This is a genomic window from Eubacterium sp. LMAG:50 (assembly GCF_008680265.1).
In the GTDB taxonomy this organism is placed as follows: domain Bacteria; phylum Bacillota; class Clostridia; order Lachnospirales; family Lachnospiraceae; genus Eubacterium_U; species Eubacterium_U album.
This window is the reverse complement of the sequence record NZ_NALP01000007.1, coordinates 53,215-71,708: the sequence shown is the minus strand read 5'-3', so window position 1 is coordinate 71,708 and position 18,494 is coordinate 53,215. Positions and strand designations below refer to the sequence as shown.

At 34.4% G+C, this 18,494-nt stretch carries 31 protein-coding genes; 28 read left to right on the top strand and 3 right to left on the bottom strand.

Annotation, left to right across the window (positions count from 1 at the left end):
• Positions 1-58: 58 nt before the first annotated feature.
• Together CCC31_RS05715 and CCC31_RS05710 are read right to left on the bottom strand one after the other, a co-directional pair.
• Positions 59-1,066 carry a DUF3644 domain-containing protein gene (locus CCC31_RS05715; RefSeq protein WP_290850212.1) on the bottom strand — a complete coding sequence of 336 codons (1,008 nt, stop codon included), beginning with the start codon at positions 1,064-1,066 and terminating at the stop codon, positions 59-61.
• A gap of 349 nt (positions 1,067-1,415) precedes the next feature.
• On the bottom strand, positions 1,416-2,069 hold the full coding sequence (locus CCC31_RS05710; protein ID WP_290850210.1) for an XRE family transcriptional regulator: 654 nt from the start codon (positions 2,067-2,069) through the stop codon (positions 1,416-1,418).
• 525 nt (positions 2,070-2,594) lie between these two features.
• Here CCC31_RS05710 and CCC31_RS05705 point away from each other — a divergent pair.
• From CCC31_RS05705 to CCC31_RS05695, 3 genes are all read left to right on the top strand, one after another.
• Positions 2,595-2,801, top strand: a complete 207-nt coding sequence (locus CCC31_RS05705) for a DUF739 family protein (protein ID WP_147585424.1) — start codon at positions 2,595-2,597, stop codon at positions 2,799-2,801.
• 135 nt (positions 2,802-2,936) lie between these two features.
• On the top strand, positions 2,937-3,053 hold the full coding sequence (locus CCC31_RS05700; protein ID WP_167553862.1) for a YlcI/YnfO family protein: 117 nt from the start codon (positions 2,937-2,939) through the stop codon (positions 3,051-3,053).
• 14 nt (positions 3,054-3,067) lie between these two features.
• A complete protein-coding gene (locus CCC31_RS05695) occupies positions 3,068-3,211 on the top strand; it encodes a BC1881 family protein (protein WP_290850207.1) in 144 nt (47 codons plus the stop codon).
• Here CCC31_RS05695 and CCC31_RS05690 read toward each other — a convergent pair.
• The gene (locus CCC31_RS05690; protein ID WP_290850205.1) at positions 3,208-3,417 is read right to left on the bottom strand and encodes a KTSC domain-containing protein; all 210 of its coding nucleotides are present in this window, start codon (positions 3,415-3,417) and stop codon (positions 3,208-3,210) included. The genes CCC31_RS05695 and CCC31_RS05690 overlap by 4 nt on opposite strands.
• A gap of 135 nt (positions 3,418-3,552) precedes the next feature.
• On the opposite strand from CCC31_RS05690, the gene CCC31_RS05685 reads away from it, so the two are divergent.
• The 25 genes from CCC31_RS05685 to CCC31_RS05565 all read left to right on the top strand — a co-directional run bounded on the left by CCC31_RS05685 (position 3,553) and on the right by CCC31_RS05565 (position 18,494).
• Positions 3,553-3,699, top strand: a complete 147-nt coding sequence (locus tag CCC31_RS05685) for a hypothetical protein (RefSeq protein ID WP_290850203.1) — start codon at positions 3,553-3,555, stop codon at positions 3,697-3,699.
• Positions 3,696-4,013, top strand: a complete 318-nt coding sequence (locus tag CCC31_RS05680) for a hypothetical protein (protein ID WP_147585426.1) — start codon at positions 3,696-3,698, stop codon at positions 4,011-4,013. The genes CCC31_RS05685 and CCC31_RS05680 overlap by 4 nt, the downstream gene beginning before the upstream one ends.
• Before the next feature lie 9 nt (positions 4,014-4,022).
• Complete coding sequence (locus tag CCC31_RS05675; protein ID WP_290850200.1) at positions 4,023-4,766, top strand: YqaJ viral recombinase family protein; 744 nt, start codon at positions 4,023-4,025, stop codon at positions 4,764-4,766.
• Positions 4,767-4,786: 20 nt separating this feature from the next.
• Positions 4,787-5,701: a DUF1351 domain-containing protein gene (locus tag CCC31_RS05670; protein WP_290850199.1), complete on the top strand. Its 915-nt coding sequence runs from the start codon at positions 4,787-4,789 to the stop codon at positions 5,699-5,701.
• A gap of 13 nt (positions 5,702-5,714) precedes the next feature.
• Positions 5,715-6,614: a recombinase RecT gene (locus CCC31_RS05665; RefSeq protein WP_290850197.1), complete on the top strand. Its 900-nt coding sequence runs from the start codon at positions 5,715-5,717 to the stop codon at positions 6,612-6,614.
• Between the two features lie 12 nt (positions 6,615-6,626).
• Positions 6,627-6,917: a hypothetical protein gene (locus tag CCC31_RS05660; RefSeq protein ID WP_290850195.1), complete on the top strand. Its 291-nt coding sequence runs from the start codon at positions 6,627-6,629 to the stop codon at positions 6,915-6,917.
• A gap of 108 nt (positions 6,918-7,025) precedes the next feature.
• Positions 7,026-7,361 (top strand): hypothetical protein, encoded by a 336-nt coding sequence (locus CCC31_RS05655; RefSeq protein ID WP_022088656.1) that lies wholly within the window; start codon positions 7,026-7,028, stop codon positions 7,359-7,361.
• Between the two features lie 5 nt (positions 7,362-7,366).
• Entirely contained in the window at positions 7,367-8,194 is an 828-nt protein-coding gene (locus tag CCC31_RS05650; protein WP_290850191.1) for a DUF4373 domain-containing protein, read from the top strand.
• Between the two features lie 2 nt (positions 8,195-8,196).
• On the top strand, positions 8,197-8,382 hold the full coding sequence (locus CCC31_RS05645; protein WP_290850189.1) for a hypothetical protein: 186 nt from the start codon (positions 8,197-8,199) through the stop codon (positions 8,380-8,382).
• Positions 8,383-8,534: 152 nt separating this feature from the next.
• Positions 8,535-10,034, top strand: a complete 1,500-nt coding sequence (locus CCC31_RS05640) for a DNA cytosine methyltransferase (RefSeq protein ID WP_290850187.1) — start codon at positions 8,535-8,537, stop codon at positions 10,032-10,034.
• 14 nt (positions 10,035-10,048) lie between these two features.
• Positions 10,049-10,495 (top strand): hypothetical protein, encoded by a 447-nt coding sequence (locus CCC31_RS05635; protein WP_290850185.1) that lies wholly within the window; start codon positions 10,049-10,051, stop codon positions 10,493-10,495.
• Entirely contained in the window at positions 10,483-10,869 is a 387-nt protein-coding gene (locus CCC31_RS05630) for a hypothetical protein (protein ID WP_290850183.1), read from the top strand. The genes CCC31_RS05635 and CCC31_RS05630 overlap by 13 nt, the downstream gene beginning before the upstream one ends.
• Before the next feature lie 331 nt (positions 10,870-11,200).
• Complete coding sequence (locus CCC31_RS05625) at positions 11,201-11,371, top strand: hypothetical protein (RefSeq protein WP_290850181.1); 171 nt, start codon at positions 11,201-11,203, stop codon at positions 11,369-11,371.
• Positions 11,352-11,534, top strand: a complete 183-nt coding sequence (locus CCC31_RS05620) for a hypothetical protein (RefSeq protein ID WP_147585438.1) — start codon at positions 11,352-11,354, stop codon at positions 11,532-11,534. Before CCC31_RS05625 ends, CCC31_RS05620 begins: the two co-directional genes overlap by 20 nt.
• A gap of 14 nt (positions 11,535-11,548) precedes the next feature.
• The gene (locus CCC31_RS05615) at positions 11,549-11,743 is read left to right on the top strand and encodes a chemotaxis protein (RefSeq protein ID WP_290850178.1); all 195 of its coding nucleotides are present in this window, start codon (positions 11,549-11,551) and stop codon (positions 11,741-11,743) included.
• A gap of 97 nt (positions 11,744-11,840) precedes the next feature.
• Positions 11,841-12,326, top strand: a complete 486-nt coding sequence (locus CCC31_RS05610) for a DUF551 domain-containing protein (RefSeq protein ID WP_290850175.1) — start codon at positions 11,841-11,843, stop codon at positions 12,324-12,326.
• A complete protein-coding gene (locus tag CCC31_RS05605; protein WP_290850173.1) occupies positions 12,327-12,608 on the top strand; it encodes a hypothetical protein in 282 nt (93 codons plus the stop codon).
• 288 nt (positions 12,609-12,896) lie between these two features.
• Positions 12,897-13,187, top strand: a complete 291-nt coding sequence (locus CCC31_RS05600) for a hypothetical protein (protein ID WP_290850171.1) — start codon at positions 12,897-12,899, stop codon at positions 13,185-13,187.
• The gene (locus CCC31_RS05595; RefSeq protein WP_290850169.1) at positions 13,180-13,305 is read left to right on the top strand and encodes a hypothetical protein; all 126 of its coding nucleotides are present in this window, start codon (positions 13,180-13,182) and stop codon (positions 13,303-13,305) included. Before CCC31_RS05600 ends, CCC31_RS05595 begins: the two co-directional genes overlap by 8 nt.
• A 78-nt stretch (positions 13,306-13,383) precedes the next feature.
• Positions 13,384-14,172 carry a hypothetical protein gene (locus CCC31_RS05590; RefSeq protein WP_290850167.1) on the top strand — a complete coding sequence of 263 codons (789 nt, stop codon included), beginning with the start codon at positions 13,384-13,386 and terminating at the stop codon, positions 14,170-14,172.
• A 70-nt stretch (positions 14,173-14,242) separates the two neighbouring features.
• Positions 14,243-14,671, top strand: a complete 429-nt coding sequence (locus CCC31_RS05585) for a hypothetical protein (RefSeq protein ID WP_290850165.1) — start codon at positions 14,243-14,245, stop codon at positions 14,669-14,671.
• 197 nt (positions 14,672-14,868) lie between these two features.
• Complete coding sequence (locus tag CCC31_RS05580) at positions 14,869-15,405, top strand: terminase small subunit (RefSeq protein WP_290850163.1); 537 nt, start codon at positions 14,869-14,871, stop codon at positions 15,403-15,405.
• Positions 15,406-15,407: 2 nt separating this feature from the next.
• A complete protein-coding gene (locus CCC31_RS05575; protein ID WP_290850161.1) occupies positions 15,408-16,796 on the top strand; it encodes a terminase in 1,389 nt (462 codons plus the stop codon).
• Positions 16,793-18,334, top strand: a complete 1,542-nt coding sequence (locus CCC31_RS05570) for a capsid protein (protein ID WP_290850159.1) — start codon at positions 16,793-16,795, stop codon at positions 18,332-18,334. The genes CCC31_RS05575 and CCC31_RS05570 overlap by 4 nt, the downstream gene beginning before the upstream one ends.
• Positions 18,303-18,494 (top strand): hypothetical protein, encoded by a 192-nt coding sequence (locus tag CCC31_RS05565; protein ID WP_290850157.1) that lies wholly within the window; start codon positions 18,303-18,305, stop codon positions 18,492-18,494. Before CCC31_RS05570 ends, CCC31_RS05565 begins: the two co-directional genes overlap by 32 nt.

The following is an 18,494-nucleotide window of genomic DNA, read 5'->3' as shown; positions in this document are numbered from 1 at the left end:
AATAAGTTAACTCGTGAAGGATAAGGCTGGGTTCCTGAATGGGAGTAGGTCATAAGACTTAGAATTCCTTTGCCCCTGGGGTTAGCTTATTTTTTATATTATCTAAAATATGTTCAGGATCCTTTTCTAATTCTAAAACAACAAAGTCAATTGCTTGTTGAGAATATGAATATTGAGGATTCGTAAATTGTTTATGGACATAGCAAAATTTTTCATTTTCTTTTATTTTGTAATATTTACATAAGTTTGTGAAATGAAAACTTGTAAACTTGGTAATTTTATTATTATAAATAAGTTCAATATTATCTTTAGTCAATCTAGCTTGAATGTATTTAATACAGGACTTAGTTGTATATTTATGAGTATTATTTGGATCTTTCATTTCTCTGATTATATTTACGGATGCATCAGCATTTTTATCAATTTTAACTATGGAAGTTGCCTTATTAACATCCTTGGTTAAATAATGAAAATGGTCAATTCGTATTGCAAATTTCTCGTTATTATTAATTGAAATATCTTCAATATTATCTTTAACGTTTAGCAATTTTTGAGCAATTTTTTCAGGATACTTAGCTATAATTTCTGTATCTTTAAGAGCTTTCATACTTACTGATAAAGTAAGGAAATTTTGAGGAATAATAGATGTCATATCCACATCATGAAAAGCCTTCATTTTTTCATTAAAATTTATAATACAGGATTGAAATAATGGAACATAAACCATTTCGTATTCTTCTGTGATGAAGTGAGTACTGGTATTACGTAATTCTATTATTTTTTCCAAATTAAGTCTTAAAGGATCTTTGTTGTTAGTAAATATTTTTGAAACGCAATTTTCTAAAGATAATGTACGGTCTTGATTATCTTTATAGTAAATACTATTTTCACCCATAGATTTAATCATATAAGCTTTTAACATCAATTCCCAAGCATTGCAGATAAAAAGACTAAATCCTTCCACACGATATTTAATTGTAGGCTTATTATATAATTCAATAGCCATGATAAATGCTTCCTTTGATTTGTCAATTAATTTATCATATAAATCTGAATTCATATCCATAGTAACAGCTCCTTTTTTTAAAATTTATTGTTTTCTTAGCTAGACTAATTGACACAAACACTTGAATTGATATAATATACTTAACAAGAGAACCGAGAGCTAGACGAAACCTAGCCGCCGGCAAATAAGTGTTAAAAAATAGTGCCTTACTTTACCAGAGCAGGGGCACTATTTTTTGTGTGAGAAATAAGTAATAACAAGAGCTATCACACTGCACAACATTGTCACGAAAGCAAATAAGTCGCTATATGTAACCATTGGCACCAACCCCTTTCTTTTGTAAAGTCCGGCAGTTGGAATGTCACCCCTTCGGTTCTCCGGGTAAGTATATTATATTTTCAAAGTGCAATTAAAACTTTCCACGTAGCTCTACAACCTTGCCTATGATTTTAACAGGCTTTTCCTGAATTTCCTTATTTGAAAAATACATAGGGTCGTAATTTGGGTTGTTGGATATAAGAACAATACCATCGTTATATTTTTTTAATCGCTTGCATGTAGCTTCATCACCGTTAACAGTTGCGATAACTATATCACCATCTTCTGCATCGGATTGCTGACGAACGATAACAACATCGTTTTCACACATTCTAGGCTCCATAGAATTACCTTTTAGCTTTAGACCGAAGAATGTACCGCTTGATGCAAGTTCTTCTGTTATTTCCTCTGTGTCAATAATATCTTCTATAGCTTCTATTGGAATACCGGCAGCAACACGACCAAGTACCGGAATGCGAATGCCGGTAGATTTCTTTGTTGATGAATTATCTTCATGTTGCTCAAATTCAAATGTTTCATCATCAAACCAATAAGAAGTATTTACTTTAAATGCTGCTGAAAAAGCACTTAATTTACTTTGGGGTAAATCAACTAGACCTTTTTCTATTTTCGCAATAGATGTTTTGTCTTTATAGCCAACTTTCAAGGCTAATTCAGTTTGAGATAATCCATATGTTTCACGTAAATTTTTAATTTTTAAACCAATCTTTTGCTGTAGAGTCATTTAATTCACCAACCTTTACTTTATAACTTGTAATAAGTGTAACATAACAAAGAATTAAATTCAACTTTTTTATGAAAAATAGTTGACACATATTCAACAAAGTGCTATTCTATATTTAGGTTGAATGACATTCAACCAGCAAACGAAGAAAGGAGGAAATAACTTGAAGATATTTGATAATATCGATAAGGAAACAAAAAAGTCTATCAAAGATACCCTGATAAGTGCTTTGATAGACCTGTTGGTAGGAATAATCCTATTAGCAATTGATAGGCTGTTCTAGCCAGCCGGCAGGGGCGAAAGCCCTTGCTTAATTCAGATATTATCATATCCAAAAGTAAATGTAAATATGATTAGATTCTTAGGAGTGTACTTCATATGTATAGGTGTGGCTAAATTAGCATATACACTTTATTTGAGGTACAAGAAAAAGCTGGACTAACGGCTATACGGGTTGATTATTGGAATGGGAACATCTATGTTGCAGCATAGGTGTTCCTAATTAAGAGATAAGGAGATGATAGAGTGACAGATAGTGAAGCATTAAATAAGGTTATAGAAAATTCTGGATTAAAATTAACGTTTATAGCACGTGCATTAAAGTTAAGTAGAGAAGGGTTTTATAAAAAACTTAATAACCAAACTGAATTTAAAGCAAGTGAAATTGTGAAAATGCAGGAAATTCTTAATTTATCAAATGAACAAAGAGATAAAATTTTTTTTGCAAATTAAGTTGAATTAAAATCAACTCAAAGCAAATTATTTAATTTAAAAGTCGAAAAATGTTGACAAACCTCGTGCTTACAGCACAAGGGAAACCTCGAAAAAGGTCGTATCATTATGGTATCAAAACGAAAGGAGAACAAAATGATACAGACGACAATAAGAATACCAGTGGAGTTACACAGAAAGTTAAAGGAGCTGGCAAAGAAGAAAGGGTTAACAGTCAATGCATTGATTGTGCAGGCACTGTGGAAATTATAGGAGGAACAAAGTAAGTGGAATTAAAAGACATTAAAACTTATAAATTAGTTGAGGAATTAAAAAATAGGGAAGGCGTTTCACATTATTTGGCAGAACCCTATAAAGAAAAGAAAATTACAGTAAAGGGTCCTGCCCGTGTTTTAATCATTATTGATTAAACCTTAGCATACGGATAAACATTTTTTATGTTATAGGCATGATATGAGCCTTTAGAAGGTGCATTCATAAGGTTTTCGTATACAGAAGCCGGAACATTGTAATAGTCATATGTCCATCCGGAATTAAAATGAATGCGTAATATTGAACCATCATAATCATATCCAACAGCTGCAATGTTGGAAGAAGCAACGGGTATCATATTCATATTAAAAATTCTCCTTTCTCAATTACTCAGTGCTGTAACACCTGTAATGAAAGTATAAAAGGGGAATAAGCAAAAGGCAACAGACAACCATAGTGAAGCATAGGATAAAACATAACAGATAGGAGTGATGCAAAGATGAATGTATTAATTTTTGTTAATTATCAGGGAAATCAATATGAATGGGATAATTTGACAGAACAGGAGAAAAAGAAAATGACTGAGAAGCTGAACCAGCAGACGGCTGACCAGTTAGGTTATGAAAAGGAGATTATAAAAAATTGATAGACGTACAAGAAAAAAGAATGCCTGCGGAAGTGGAAGTCCCGACAAGCATTCGCAAAATAATATTACAGTTTCATTTTATACCAATTAACGAAAATAGTCAAAAGGCTAAAAAGTCCAAATTAGAAGATATTGCATGGGACCTACATTTGGTTAAGGATGTTGTGATTGCAGTTTTAATATGTGCAGTATTAAGCAATAACAAATGGATTGCTACCGGAAATGTAAATAAGATAGCAGCAATCATAACAATTGGAGCAATTATCATATATGGACTATTTGCATTTGATGTATGGCTGCGTTGCAGAAAGTAGGTGCAGGATATGTATTACAACGAATGTCCTAACTGCGGGGCAACGTTAGACCCTGGTGAAAAGTGTGATTGTTTATTGGAACAAAATGAACATATCCATATAAGAAGAGTTCAATATGCAACTAAGGCTGAATGGCTTAAGGCAAGAAAAGGTAAGATAGGTGGTTCAGATGCAGCTGCAGTTTTAGGACTAAATCCATACAAGACCAATGAAGAGTTTTGGGAGGAGATGGTAGGAATAAGAAAGCCCATCGACATATCAGACAAGCCATACGTCATATACGGAAGTAAGGCAGAGGAACACATAAGGGCAATATTTGCACTGGATCATCCGGAATACAGAGTTGAATACTTCGGAGACAACATGCTGCTTAATGATAAATATCCTTTTGCACATGCATCTCTTGACGGAGAGTTGACAGAGCTTGAATCCGGGAGAAAGGGAATATTTGAATGCAAGACAACGGAACTGTTCAGTTCAATCCATAAGGAAAAATGGGATGGTGAACACATTCCGGACAATTACTACATACAGGTATTACATTACCTGATGGTGACTGAATATGAATTTGTAGTCTTAAGGGCACAGATAAAAAGCATTTGGAATGGTGAAATAAGACTTGTCACAAAGGATTATCATATTGAACGCAGTGAAGTAGAGGAAGATATTAATTTTCTTTATGAAAAAGAGCAGGAATTTATTAATAAGGTAAGAACAAAAACAAGACCGGCATTAATAATGCCAGAATTTTAAACAGAAAGGAATAGGAAAAGATGGAATTACAGATATACAATCCAACAGATGAAAATGCAATCAAAAAGATAGATTGGAATTATGAGGAATTAAAGCAGGAAATAACAACAAGAGCGAATGATTATAAAACTCTTGTATACACAGACGACAACATTAAAGATGCAAAATCAGACAGAGCAAATCTTAACAAATTCATAAAGGTTTTAGATACCAAAAGAAAAGACGTTAAAAAGATGATGCTTGAGCCATATACAGAATTTGAAAGTCAGGTAAAGGAACTAATTGGAATCATTGGAGAAGCAAACAACAACATTGACAGTCAGGTAAAGGCTTATGAGCAGAAAAAGAGAGATGAAAAACTCGTAAAGGTTCAGGAAATTTACGATGGAATATTTGGCGGCAGTGATTTGTTATCAGTCATTACATGGGAAAGGGCATTTAAGCCTACATATCTTAATGCAACTACCACACTAAAAAGCATAAAGACGGAAATGACAGAGTTACTTGAAAGGGTAACAAATGAATTAAACATCATTGATAACGATAACGGCGAATATCAGTTTGAAATGAAAGAAGCGTATCTTAAAGACTTCAACATGGCAGAAGCCTTAAGTGTAAAACAGAGATTTGAAGAGAATGCCAGAAGAAAAGCAGAATACGAAGCAAAGAGACAGGCAGAGCTTGAAGCACGCAGGGAAAGAGAAAAGGCAGAAGCTGAAAAGATTGCCAATGCCGGTAACTTACACATTCCAAAAGAAGCAGAAGCTGAACATGTAAAAGCCGTAGCTAATGATACGGCACAGTCAATAGGAATAGAAGATGTTAAGGAAGAAGTCATAGAACTTGCATTTAGAGTAAGGGCAACGGCAAGCCAGCTTGAAGGTTTAAAGAACTATTTAAAGAGCAACAACATAGAATTTGGTCCGGTTAAATAAGGAGGAAAAGTAAATGGCAGTATCAAACAGTTTGGCAAAAAGCCAGCAGAAAACATCATTGACAGCGTATTTATCAAATGATGCAGTTAAGAATCAGATTAACAGCATAGTGGGTGGAAAGAATGGAACAAGATTCATATCATCAATCATAAGTGCAGTTAATGCAAATGCATCACTACAGGAGTGTACAAATGCATCCATATTAAGTGCAGCACTTTTGGGTGAAAGTTTAAATCTATCTCCAAGTCCACAGTTAGGACAGTATTACATGGTTCCTTTCAAAAATAACAATGCAGGAGTTAAGGTTGCACAGTTCCAGCTTGGATATAAAGGCTACATACAGCTGGCACTTAGAACAGGACGATACAGGAAATTAAACGTGCTTGCAATTAAGGAGGGAGAGTTGATTAGCTTCAATCCCCTGGAGGAAGAAATTGAAGTCAAGTTAATTGCCGACGAAGTTGAAAGGGAAAAAGCAGAAACGATGGGCTATTATGCAATGTTTGAATATACAGACGGATTTAAGAAGGCATTGTACTGGTCAAAGGAAAAGATGAAGGCTCATGCAATGAAGTATTCCCAGGGTTATGCTGCAGATGTGAAGAAAGGAACAAAGTGGACATTCTGGAGTAAGGATTTTGACGGAATGGCTTACAAGACAATGTTAAGACAGATTATCAGTAAATGGGGAAGTATGAGCATTGATATGCAGACAGCTCTTGACAGTGACATGGCAGTAATTAATGAAGATGGAACGAAGGAATATGTTGAAATAGATGAAGGAATGATTGTTGAGGGTTCTGTGGAAGAAGTTCAGAATGTGGAAAATAAAGAAGTTGCAGATGTTCAGGTGGAAGCAGAGCCACAGCCACAGACAACAGCCGAGGCAGTACAACAGTCGTTCTTCCAATAGGAGGACAAGCCTATGGATATAGTGGATTACATTCCATTTGGAAGGGAGAATGCAGTAACCAGAGCACAGCTAAGAAGCAGAACGGGAATCGATGACAGAGCAATAAGGGATATGATAGCGGCTGCAAGAAGAGATACCGTAATTCTTAACATGCAGGATGGCAAAGGTTATTTCAGACCACTTCCGGAAGAAATAAATTATGTAAAAGCACATGAAAGACAAGAATCAGCAAGAATAATGAGCCAAATTGAAGGCTTAGAAGTTGAAAGACGAATGATTAGAGAACATTATGGTAACTATTAATTGATATGCCAACATACATATCTGATAACAAATATATATCACGAAATTAATTAACTATGTTTATGTAATTAGCCTGCTACATAAGGTGGCAGGCAGAAAGGAGACAAGGTGGTTAATTCAAAACAAAAAGGAGCACGTTTTGAAAGACAACTTGCAGGACACATCAGAGATTACGGATATAAAGCAAGACGAGGGCAACAGTATTGTGGAGCAAATGGAGATGCGGATGTTGTCGGACTTCCGGGAATACATATTGAAGCAAAACATTGTGAAAAGATGAAACTGTATGACTGGATGGCTCAAGCAAAATCAGATGCAAACAAAAACGAATTGCCAGCAGTTTTTCATAAGAAGAATAATGCTGAAATTCTTGTCACAATGACATTTGATGATTGGATGCAGATATACAGAGAGTATGAAGCAGGAAGACAAGGAGACGATTAAATGACATGGCAAAAGTAGGAATAGAGAGTTTCCTATTAGATTGCCACACTAACGATAATATGGCTGAAATTGAAGCAGCTTATGGCATAAAAGGATTTGCTGTAATAGTCAAACTCTGGCAGAAGATATATTCAGATAAGGGGTATTACTGTGAATGGATAGAAAGAAGCCCACTTCTGTTTTTGTCGCAATGGTTCGGTGGGAACAGCGGTGTGGATTTAAATTTAATAAACCAGGTAGTGAATTATGCTATTAAGATAGGTATTTTTAACGAGAGTATGTTCAATGAATATGCCATTTTAACATCGGAGAGAATACAAAGACAGTATTTTGATGTTGTTAAAAGAAGAACAGAAATTGAAGTTATAGACGAGTACCTTTTAGTTAGTGTTGCCAATTTTAAGGGAAATGTAAACATAATTGAAAAAAATGTATGCAGAAATGAAAAAAATGTATGCAGAAATTCAACAAGTAAAGTAAAGGAAAGTAAAGTAAACAAAAGTAAAGTAAACAAAAGTAAAGTAAATACATATTTCGATTCAGAAAAAGTGAATGATGCATTTGCAGCATATCTCGCCATGAGAGAAAGGTCTGCTCCAGTACCGGGAAGCAAGATTGTTAATCTCATTGAGCAGCTTAATACTTTTAAAGATAAAGGCTGTAGTGATGATGAACTTGTAGAGATTGTTAAAGAAGCAACATCAAAAGGCTGGATGAATTTTTATAAGTCAGACAAAAAGAAGCCGGAGCAGAGCAAAGCAAACTTTACTGAACGAAATTATAGCAAAGATGATATGGAATCACTTGAACGTAAATTGTTAATGAGGAGATAGATATGGATATAAACAAAATGACAAAAGAACAGATTGAATACAGAATCAGACAGTTAGATGGCAGGGAAATGTTTCTGATTAGTGCTGAAGTAATGGATAGTGACGATACAAAAAGAGTGAGAGCGATTAAGGCTGAAAGAGAAATGTTACAGAAGAGATTGGAAGAGTTTGATGAAGAAAGAAATTAATGAACCTGTAAACTATTGGCATTTAATCAATTGCCATAACAGAGTAAAAAAAACATATGCACTAGATGGTTATAACTATCAGTTTGATATATAAAAAATCGAAAGGAGCGGAACTCTGGCCAGAGTAATGATATATCAGTTCCTGGAGAAAAATGATAAAAGGTGAATTGATTGTGGATAACTTTGCAGGAGGTGGCGGAGCATCTACAGGAATAGAAATGGCTACCGGATATAGTGTTGATATAGCAATTAATCATGATCCGGAAGCAATAAGGATGCATAAAGCAAATCATCCAAGCACAAAACATTATTGTGAATCGGTATGGGACGTTGACCCAATACAAGCATGTAAGGGACATCCGGTTGGATTAGCATGGTTTAGTCCTGATTGCAAACATTTCAGTAAGGCAAAAGGTGGAAAACCTAAGGATAAAGCGATAAGAGGTCTTGCTTGGGTTGCATTAAGATGGGCAGGATTAGTTAGGCCTAGAGTTATCATCCTAGAAAATGTTGAAGAATTTAAGACATGGGGACCACTTAACCGAAGCCATAGACCAATTAAAAATAAACAAGGTGTTACATTTAAGAAATTCGTAAAACAGTTCAAAGAGTTAGGATATGATGTTGAATTTAATGAACTTGTAGCTGCTGACTATGGAGCACCTACAAAAAGGAAAAGATTCTTTATGATAGCAAGATGTGATGGAAAGCCAATTAAATGGCCAAAACATACACATGGACCTTTGAACAGTGAAGAGGTTAAGGCTGGACTTGTAAAACCTTATGTTGGAGCATATACAAAACTTGACTTTAGTATTCCTTGCCCAAGCATTTTTGATACATCGGCAGAGATAAAGGAAAAGTATGGCATCAGAGCTGTAAGACCGCTTGCCGATAAAACAATGCAGAGAATAGCAAGAGGAATAAAGAAATTTGTAATTGATAATCAGGAACCGTTCATAGTACCTATAGGATACGGCGAAAGACAAGGACAAGCACCAAGAATACATGACATAAGAGAACCCCTTCCAACAATAGTATCAAGTGGAAAACATTATTTATGTGCTCCAGCATTAATTCAGTATCATTCAGAGACGAGTAAAGATGATGTGAGAGGGCAGATGATAAAAGAGCCATTGATGACAGTTGACGGAAGCAATAGATATGGTCTTGTAACTTCCTTTTTGAGTAAGTTTTATAAATCAGGTACAGGTCAAGATATAAGAGAACCTCTACACACAATTACAACATCAGCTGGGCATTTTGGAGAAGTAAGAGCGTTTCTGATTAAGTATTATGGTGAAGGAACAGGACAAGACATAAAAGAGCCATTGGACACAATTACATCAAAAGACAGATTCGGACTAGTAACCATTGAAGGTGTTGAATATCAAATTGTGGATATTGGATTGAGAATGCTGGAGCCTAAAGAGTTATATGGATGTCAAGGATTCCCGGATGATTACATTATTGACCACGATTTTGAGGGAAAGACATATAGCCGTACAGAACAAGTAAAAAGATGCGGTAATGCAGTTCCACCACCATTTGCACAAGCAATTGTAAAAGCCAATTTGCCAGAATTGTGTGTTGGAAAGCGAATGCCAAATATGAGAATAGATGCATCAAAAGAACAGTTAGCATTTATTTGAGGAGGTGAACAATAGTGACAATAAAAGAATTGGTGGAATTAAATTTCTGCATTGCTGAAATAGAAGTTGAGGTTAGGTCAAACGGCAGACTTAAAGCGAAATACTACATAGGAGATGGAGCATGGAGAGATGCGAAACTGCGCGAACATGAAGCACATCAGGATTATAAAGTTGAGTTTATAGCAGAAAAGATAAACAGATTTGAAAATGACCATGTATACCACGATGTTATATTAAAGAACATTCCAAAGAAAATATTAAAAATGGAAGTATATGCATGGCAGATGACCAGAAAACATTGGCATCCGACTAATTCAGATTCATTTGAAGCTATAGAGATTACAGTAGAAGTACCGGAAAACTACGAATTACCGCCAATGCAGGAAAAGAATGAACTTGAAGGGCAGATGGATATAAATGATGTGTTTGATAGTGAAGGGAGACTTAAATGGCAAGGATGAATAAAGAAGAGCAGGCAAGGCGTGAAGGAATGGCTTATGCCTTTAAGATTGCTAAAGAAAGAGGAATTGATGGACTGGAAAAGGAATTACGATTAAGAAACATTACAAAACTTCCAGTTGCTATCAAAGAAAAAGATGTTGAAGAATGGTGTGATGGAATGAAAAATCAGACAGTAGACAGTGTGGGAATCCTGGCAATGGTATCTTTAAGGGATGGATTTGGATTTGGTAAAAAAAGACTGTTAGAGTTTAGAGAAATATTCAACAATAAAACAGAATGTATTATGAATCCTGATTGGAGCTGCTGGGATGATCAGATAGCAATTTTAAAAGAAGAATGTGGTATTGATACATTCATAAGACAGAATGAATAGATGTTAAGAAATGTTAAGAAGTAAAATGTACATTGAAAACTAAATATTGGCTGATAAATTTCAAAAAAAACTTGATTTGTTTGGTAAAAGTATTGACATATACGTACACGTATGATACAATAAATATATCAAATGAAGGAGGTAAAACCAATGGGCAAGAGAAAAGACAAAAAGAGCCTTAAGATATGGGATTTGGTAATCAAGTCGTTAATAGCAATAGCAGCATTGATTACATCAATCGCCGAACTCATAAAGGCTCTTACATAGGAGAAAGGGAGAGAAATCTCCCAATCTCTTACAAGTATATTAGCACATTGGGAAAGAAAATAAAATGAAGAAGTTTAACTTTTCTACAGCATTTTTGATGTTTACCATCATATTAGCTTTAACAACGGAATGGTCTATAGTAGGATGCGTATTTGTAATATGTGCATCGTTATATATGCTAATTGAGACGATACCGCAATTATGGAGGATTATAAATGGACGAAAAGAAGATTAGAGCACAGGACAAATGGGATATGAAAGCAGGAGTGTCAGCAAAGACATACAAAGTCAATACAGCTGTTGCAGAAGAATTTAAAAAGGTGTGCAAGGAACTGCATTTGTCTCAGGGTCCTGAATTGACAAAGTTAATGCAACAATTCATTGAAGAAAATAGGTAAAGGAGAACAATAAGATGCCTAAGGGAGAGCCAAATAGTCAGACAATCGCATCACAGAAATGGAATGCGAAAGCAGGGTATGTTGCAAAGACATACAAGTTAAAAAAAGACGTAGCTGACGCATTTGCAGAAACCTGTGATAAGCTGGGAGTAAGTAAAGCAAGCCAGCTTACAAGAATGATGAACGAGTTTATTGAACAGAATAAGTAATTAAGAAAACTATCAGCCATTATTTGGTTGGTAGTTTTTTTATGTGAAATGTTAAAAAATGTTAAGGAGTGAGAGAAATAGAAAGTGAGGATTAAGAATGGCAAAGGTCAAAATTACAAAAGAATTAGATTCTAGAAATACGCAATATTTTAAACTAACTAAAAAGCGTGGAAAGATTACAGTTAGAGAAGCATTTGAAGCAATGGAAGAATCTTACTATTTTGGAGAGTATTTAATTCAATTTAATGTTCCAGAAGAAGTACCAATGGATTTGTATGAAGATGGAGATGAGTGGAGATTGTACGCAGCAAAAGAGTTATTGGAAGAAGAACTATACAAAGCTCATCAGGAAGGTTATGAAGAATGCAAAGAAGATTTTAACCTTGAAAATAATGGCTGGATTCAATGCAGTGAGAGATTGCCTGAAACTTTTGAACCAAAAGCAAAAGCATATTTAACCACTAATGAAGATGGAATGATAGGAGTGTCATATTATCATCATGGTTGGTCAAATGGCTATGAAAGTGTATTCGATGTGATTGCATGGCAACCACTACCAGAACCATACGAGGAGGAGCAGTAGATGAACAAAAGGCGACGTAAAAAAGAAAATAAGCGTAAGGAAATGCTGTATGAAGTATGGGGCTATGATATGTCATATCGAGAGAGAAAAGTAATGGAAAGACAGTATCACGAGTTTGTTATTGTTAGAGACTATCGAAACATTGATTATACAGAGGAACTTGAAGAGTTGAGTTCTATTTTAGGAATACCTTATAGAGTTGAAAATAACAACTATATATATCCCAATAGGATGCGTGTTAGAACTTTAAATAAAAATTTAGATTGCAAAGTGAGGTGTTAGGAATGAACATTCTTAGGCTATTAATTGGATTATTTACAGGCATTGGAATAGTTGCTGTGCTTTGTATAATTGAGCAGATAGTAATTAATATCAAAAACGAGATAAAAGATTATAGAGCAAACAAAACAAGAATTAAATGCTTATGCAGACCCCATGTTTATGCATTACATTCAATTTGGGCGGGCGAGGAAGCAGAATTCATATGTACAAAATGTGGAAAGGAAAAGAGGTTAATTATTGAGCCAAAATCTTTTTATGAATTTTTCAGGAAAAAGGAGAGTGAACAGAATGAGATTAATAGATGCAGATGAAGTGATTTTACATTTAAATGATTTTATGTTACAGCAAAGCCCTATTGATGTGCAAGATATTGAAAGCATAAAAGTAAGTGCAGTAATTCAAGATTGCATAAAAGCGATTGAAAATCAGCAGACAGCCTATGACGTGGATAAGGTTGTGGAGCAATTAGGTAAAAAACAAAATAATAAAGGATTTGGAGGCACAATTCAAGAAATATTTTATGATTCAGGTTTAAAGGATGCAATAGAAATCGTAAAAGGCGGTGGAATGAATGATTAAATTAATAATCGTAGCTGTTACAGTAATTGTGGCAGCTATAATGTACTCGTTTTGCGGTATGAGTTCCAGAGACGACAGACGCAGGGAACGTGACGCAAGAAAATGGGATGATGATTAGTCGATAAAGGTCGAACATTGATAATTGAATAGAGGTAGTTGGTTTGATATAATTTGTTGTAAATATAGAATAAGGAGAGTGGTTGTTATAAAAAATTATTTCACATGGAGAAAAATCCTTGTTTTTATAGCGATGATTGTTGTAGCTACTTTAATTCCTATTTTTATAAACGAGTCATATAAAAGGAATACTGGATATGTAACATTATGGGGAGCAAAAGAAATGCTTCAATTTTATGGAAGTGTTTTGGGCTCAATAGTAGCAGTTTATGGTGTTTATATAACTTTGGATTATAATACTTATCAGAACAAACAAAATTATATAAGGCAAATTAATCCGATGCTGAGTTCAGATAGAGATTTAGTGCTCAATCCAAAGATTTTTTCAGAGATTCAGGGAAAAACATTCTTTATAGAAATTAATAATGAATTTGAAATAAAAATATCCAAATCTATGACTAACACATTAATTGATATGATTGATGTATATAGTAAGGCAAGTGATGGAAATAATGAGTTGTTAGATAAAGCAAGTGAATATATGGAGCATATTTGTATGATAGATTATGTTCTAGAAAATATGGGACAAGGAAATGCTGTAAATATTGAAATGAAAATAAATGAAAAAAATTGTATGGCTCCTTTTGGTTTAGCGTCAGGGGAGAAAATAACATTTAAATTTATTATCGATTACAGGGGATTTGGAAAAAGTAAGAAAAATGAAATTAATTTAAACTATGAATATACAAATACCTATGAAGAACCTACATATACTCAACAAGAAAAATTTCAATTGCGTAAAAAAAACAACAAAATTTATATCGCTATGGGAAGAGAAGATTTTATGTCAAAAAGAACAGTGAACTAAAGGTATAGGACCAACTACCAATATTCGGTGGTTGGTTTTTTTATATTCAAAAACAGAAAGGATGGATAACGTGGCAGAAACAAACAAAGCTAAAGAGTATTTGCTCCAGGTAAGCAGAGCAGAACATAGAATAAAGAGACTTCAAGAAGAAATACAGACATTGCAGGAACTGGTAACAAGTACAAGTGCAATAAGTCAGGGCGAAAGGGTTATATCTTCTACATCGCAGGACAAGATGGCAGATACAATTTGCACAATCGAGGAAAGAATAGAAGAGTGGAATACAGAGGTTCGTAAGTTAGTTGAGATTAGAGCAGAGATTATGACAACGATTTCAAAGTTAAAAAATACAGACCATAGGGAAATATTATATAAAAGGTATTGCCAGTCTAAGACATGGGAAGTGATAGCATGTGAATTAGATTACAGTTACAGATGGATTTTGAAATTACATGGAAGAGCATTATTAGAAATTGAAAAATTTTTAAAGTGTTCATAGAAGTTCACATTGAACATATGATATTGTTATAATATGATAAATACCCAAAGGGAACTAAAGTTCCTCCTCCGAAATTAAGTATTTATAGAGTCATCGAAGAATGAAAGAGCATCCTTAATCAGGGTGCTTTTTTAATGCATAAGTAAAAAGCGTAATAAGTTTACACAATTTGAATAAATCAGAAAGGAGTGGTTGCAGTGACAATTAAGGAACAGAAATTTTGTGATGAACTTTTGTCGGATCCAGATTTTAACAAAACAATGGCATACAAAAAGGCATATCAAAATGTCAAAAATGATAATGTTGCGGCTGCAGCTGCTTCCAGGCTTATGAATAAGCCGGAGATTAAAGAATATATAGAAAAGCAGTTAGCTGAATTGCACAATGAAAAAACAGCAGACGCACAGGAAGTATTGGAGTATCTCACATCAGTAATGAGAAGGGAACATAAAGAAAATGTTGTAGTTACTTTGAGCAGAGAAACATCTACATATGTTCCAGATGAAAAAGGGACAATGAGAAAGCAAACAGTTAAGGAAGAAATACCCCAAATAGTTGAAATACCTACAAGAGTTTCAGATGCAAATAAAGCAGCTGAGCTTCTTGGTAAGAGATATTGTTTATATGCTGATAAGATAGACGTAAATAACGAAGCAGAGGAAAAGAAAGCAGAGAAGTTGGATAACATTGCTAGTATTTTAGCTCAAATGACACCTGTAAGAGAGGGTGAGTAGATTTGTTAATACTATCACCTAAATTTAAAGAATTTATATTAACAGAAACTAAGCGAGATTATCTTGAAGGTACTACTGCAGCAGGAAAAACTACTGTAGGTATATTTAAGTTTATGCTTATGGTGGCAAAGAGCGATATTAAGTATCATGTTATTGCAGGAGCAGACCTTGGGACTGTTGAGAAGAACGTAATTAACAATGAACGAGGCCTTTTAGATCAGTTCGATGGTTTAGCTGAATATTATCCTAAAGGTCAGGGCAAAATTGGTTTATCTCATATTAAGTACCAAACACCAAATGGTGAAAAGATAATTTACGTGTGTGGTTATGATAATAAGGCACGTTGGAAAAAGGTATTAGGTTCACAACAGGGCTGTGTTTACATTGATGAAGTTAATACGGCAGATATGGAGTTTTTAAGAGAAATCTCACATAGATGTAAGTATATGATGACTACATCAAATCCTGACAGCCCTGATTTGCCGGTATATAAAGAATTTATTAATCATAGCAGACCTTTAAAAAAATATATTAAAGATTATCCGGAAGAATTGCTGGCAGAGTTAAATGAACCTGAAAAAGTTGGCTGGGTTCATTGGTATTTTACTTTTTATGATAATGCTAGTTTAACAGAGCAGGATATTCAGGACAAAATAGATGCGGTTCCGGTTGGAACCAAAATGTATAAAAACAAAATATTAGGTCTTAGAGGAAAGGCTACAGGTCTTGTATTCAGCATATTTGACAGAAAGCATCATGTTATTACAGTTGATAAAGCAAAAGCATTTATCAGAAACAGAGCAGATAAAAAGCAGACAGAATGGTTTGAAATATATACAAGTGGATTAGATACAGCGTATTCAACTAAAAGTCCTGATACAATAGCCATGAGTTTTGCAGGAATAACAAATAGAGGCAGATATATACTTTTGGATGAAAGAGTGTATAACAATGCTGAAATAGGAGTTCCATTAGCTCCGTCAGATACTGCTAAAAACTATTATGATTTTCTTGAAAGAAACAGAGCAGAATGGGGACTTGCAAAGCAGACGTTTATTGATTCTGCTGACCAGGCAACCATAACTGAATTAAAAAAGTTTAAACGAGAACACGCACAATGCTTATATGTGTTCAATGAAGCATATAAGGGTGTGAAAATTATAGATAGAATTATATTACAACTTGGTTGGATGAACTTTAATGATGATAAAGACATTCAGTCAAGTTTTTCAATTGTTGAAACCTGTAAGGAATATCAAAAGGAATTAGATAAGTATTCATGGAAAGAGGAAAAGGACCAGGAACCGGAAGACGGCAATGATCATATGGTTAACTCAGTTCAGTACAATTGGATTCCATACAGAAAGAAAATAGGAGTAAATAAAGAATGAGGTTATTAGATAAAATGAGAGATGGAATAAGACATTTTTTAAGAATACAGGACGCTCCAAAACAGACGTTTAACATTAGGGAATTACTTAATTATGATGGAAACTGTGTAAAAAATCTTATTTGGTATCGTGGTGATAGCTACGAACTGACACAGCTTTATCAAAACATTCCAGGTGGTTCTGATGGTGTGAAGTTTTGGGCTGCACGTTCAACTGTTGGAAGAGAGATAAGAAAAATACATACAGGCTTACCAGGGATTATAGTTGACCGATTGACTGACATTATTATTAATGATTTTAGCCAAATTACATTTGCAAAAGATACAGACAAAAGGACATGGGACGATATAGCAGAAGATAATAACTTTAAAGAAATACTTAAAAAGGCAACGTCTAAGATGCTTGTATTAGGTGATGGTGCATTTAAAATATCACTCGATACAAAAATAAGCCAATATCCGATTATAGAGTTTTATGGAGCAGATAAAGTTGATTATGTGTATAACAGAGGACGAATACAGGAAGTAGTTTTTACTACTGAATATAGATACAACGATACAAGCTACTACTTAAAAGAACATTATGGATATGGTTATATTGCCTACAAACTTTACAGAGAAATGGATGAGGTAAGTGTTGCTGTTAATACAATTCCAATGTTGAGTGGATTAACCGATGTTGCATTTGATGAATCAGTAATGATGGCACACCCAATAAAGTTTGGAGAAAGTGCAAAGTGGGAGGGAAGAGGTCAGTCTATCTTTGATAAAAAGACGGATGATTTTGATGCGTTAGATGAAGCATGGAGTCAATGGATGGACGCTTTAAGAAAAGGGCGAAGTAAGGAGTGGATTCCTGAATCATTACTTCCAAGAAATCCTGAAAACGGAGCAATAATCAAACCAAATGCCTTTGACAATTCTTATATTGCAAAAGGTGATGATATGTCTGAAAATTCTCAAAATAAAATTGAAGTGACACAGCCAGCAATTCCACACGAATCGTATCTGGCAACGTACATTACTGCCCTGGATTTGTGCCTGCAGGGTATTATAAGTCCTAGCACGTTGGGAATTGATGTGAAGAAGTTAGACAATGCAGAAGCACAGAGGGAAAAAGAAAAGACTACTCTTTATACAAGAGGAAATATAGTAGACATCTTACAGGACCAGATACCTTTATTTATTCAGAAAGTATTTGATGTTATCAATATAAGTCAAAATAAAACATTAACAGAGGTTAAATGCACAATTGATTTTAGTGAGTATGCTAATCCGTCATTTGAAAGTCAGGTAGAGACAGTTGGAAAAGCTAAGACACAGGGAATTATGAGTGTAGAAGCATCCGTTGAGGAACTGTATGGTGATACAAAAGATGAAGAGTGGAAAAAAGAAGAAGTTGCAAGATTAAAGGCAGAGCAGGGAATAGCAGACGAACAGGAACCGGCTTTGAATATGGAAGGAGATTTAACTGATGAAGGTAATAGTAGGGAAAAAAGTATACCAAATGTCCAAGAACAAGGCAATGAACCTTCTTAGACTTGCAAGTGAGCAAGTTCCAAGAGGAATATATGCATTGGAGAAAGACAAAGTAATTGAAATGAGAAATGATAAATGTAATTCAGTTACTCAGGTAAAAAGTTTAAAAAGACAGTTTAAAAAGGCTGGTTTTAAAGTATATGCTAACGGAGTTGATTAG

Coding starts and splice junctions, on each gene's coding strand:
- CCC31_RS05620 (WP_147585438.1), top strand. CDS start 11,352: ATGGACGAAAAGAAGATTAGAGCACAGGACAAATGGGATATGAAAGCA.
- CCC31_RS05610 (WP_290850175.1), top strand. CDS start 11,841: ATGGCAAAGGTCAAAATTACAAAAGAATTAGATTCTAGAAATACGCAA.
- CCC31_RS05665 (WP_290850197.1), top strand. CDS start 5,715: ATGGCAGTATCAAACAGTTTGGCAAAAAGCCAGCAGAAAACATCATTG.
- CCC31_RS05700 (WP_167553862.1), top strand. CDS start 2,937: ATGATACAGACGACAATAAGAATACCAGTGGAGTTACACAGAAAGTTA.
- CCC31_RS05595 (WP_290850169.1), top strand. CDS start 13,180: ATGATTAAATTAATAATCGTAGCTGTTACAGTAATTGTGGCAGCTATA.
- CCC31_RS05690 (WP_290850205.1), bottom strand. CDS start 3,417: ATGAATATGATACCCGTTGCTTCTTCCAACATTGCAGCTGTTGGATAT.
- CCC31_RS05605 (WP_290850173.1), top strand. CDS start 12,327: ATGAACAAAAGGCGACGTAAAAAAGAAAATAAGCGTAAGGAAATGCTG.
- CCC31_RS05660 (WP_290850195.1), top strand. CDS start 6,627: ATGGATATAGTGGATTACATTCCATTTGGAAGGGAGAATGCAGTAACC.
- CCC31_RS05715 (WP_290850212.1), bottom strand. CDS start 1,066: ATGGATATGAATTCAGATTTATATGATAAATTAATTGACAAATCAAAG.
- CCC31_RS05565 (WP_290850157.1), top strand. CDS start 18,303: ATGTCCAAGAACAAGGCAATGAACCTTCTTAGACTTGCAAGTGAGCAA.
- CCC31_RS05710 (WP_290850210.1), bottom strand. CDS start 2,069: ATGACTCTACAGCAAAAGATTGGTTTAAAAATTAAAAATTTACGTGAA.
- CCC31_RS05625 (WP_290850181.1), top strand. CDS start 11,201: ATGAAGAAGTTTAACTTTTCTACAGCATTTTTGATGTTTACCATCATA.
- CCC31_RS05685 (WP_290850203.1), top strand. CDS start 3,553: ATGAATGTATTAATTTTTGTTAATTATCAGGGAAATCAATATGAATGG.
- CCC31_RS05650 (WP_290850191.1), top strand. CDS start 7,367: ATGGCAAAAGTAGGAATAGAGAGTTTCCTATTAGATTGCCACACTAAC.
- CCC31_RS05675 (WP_290850200.1), top strand. CDS start 4,023: ATGTATTACAACGAATGTCCTAACTGCGGGGCAACGTTAGACCCTGGT.
- CCC31_RS05670 (WP_290850199.1), top strand. CDS start 4,787: ATGGAATTACAGATATACAATCCAACAGATGAAAATGCAATCAAAAAG.
- CCC31_RS05570 (WP_290850159.1), top strand. CDS start 16,793: ATGAGGTTATTAGATAAAATGAGAGATGGAATAAGACATTTTTTAAGA.
- CCC31_RS05645 (WP_290850189.1), top strand. CDS start 8,197: ATGGATATAAACAAAATGACAAAAGAACAGATTGAATACAGAATCAGA.
- CCC31_RS05615 (WP_290850178.1), top strand. CDS start 11,549: ATGCCTAAGGGAGAGCCAAATAGTCAGACAATCGCATCACAGAAATGG.
- CCC31_RS05630 (WP_290850183.1), top strand. CDS start 10,483: ATGGCAAGGATGAATAAAGAAGAGCAGGCAAGGCGTGAAGGAATGGCT.
- CCC31_RS05600 (WP_290850171.1), top strand. CDS start 12,897: ATGAGATTAATAGATGCAGATGAAGTGATTTTACATTTAAATGATTTT.
- CCC31_RS05640 (WP_290850187.1), top strand. CDS start 8,535: ATGATAAAAGGTGAATTGATTGTGGATAACTTTGCAGGAGGTGGCGGA.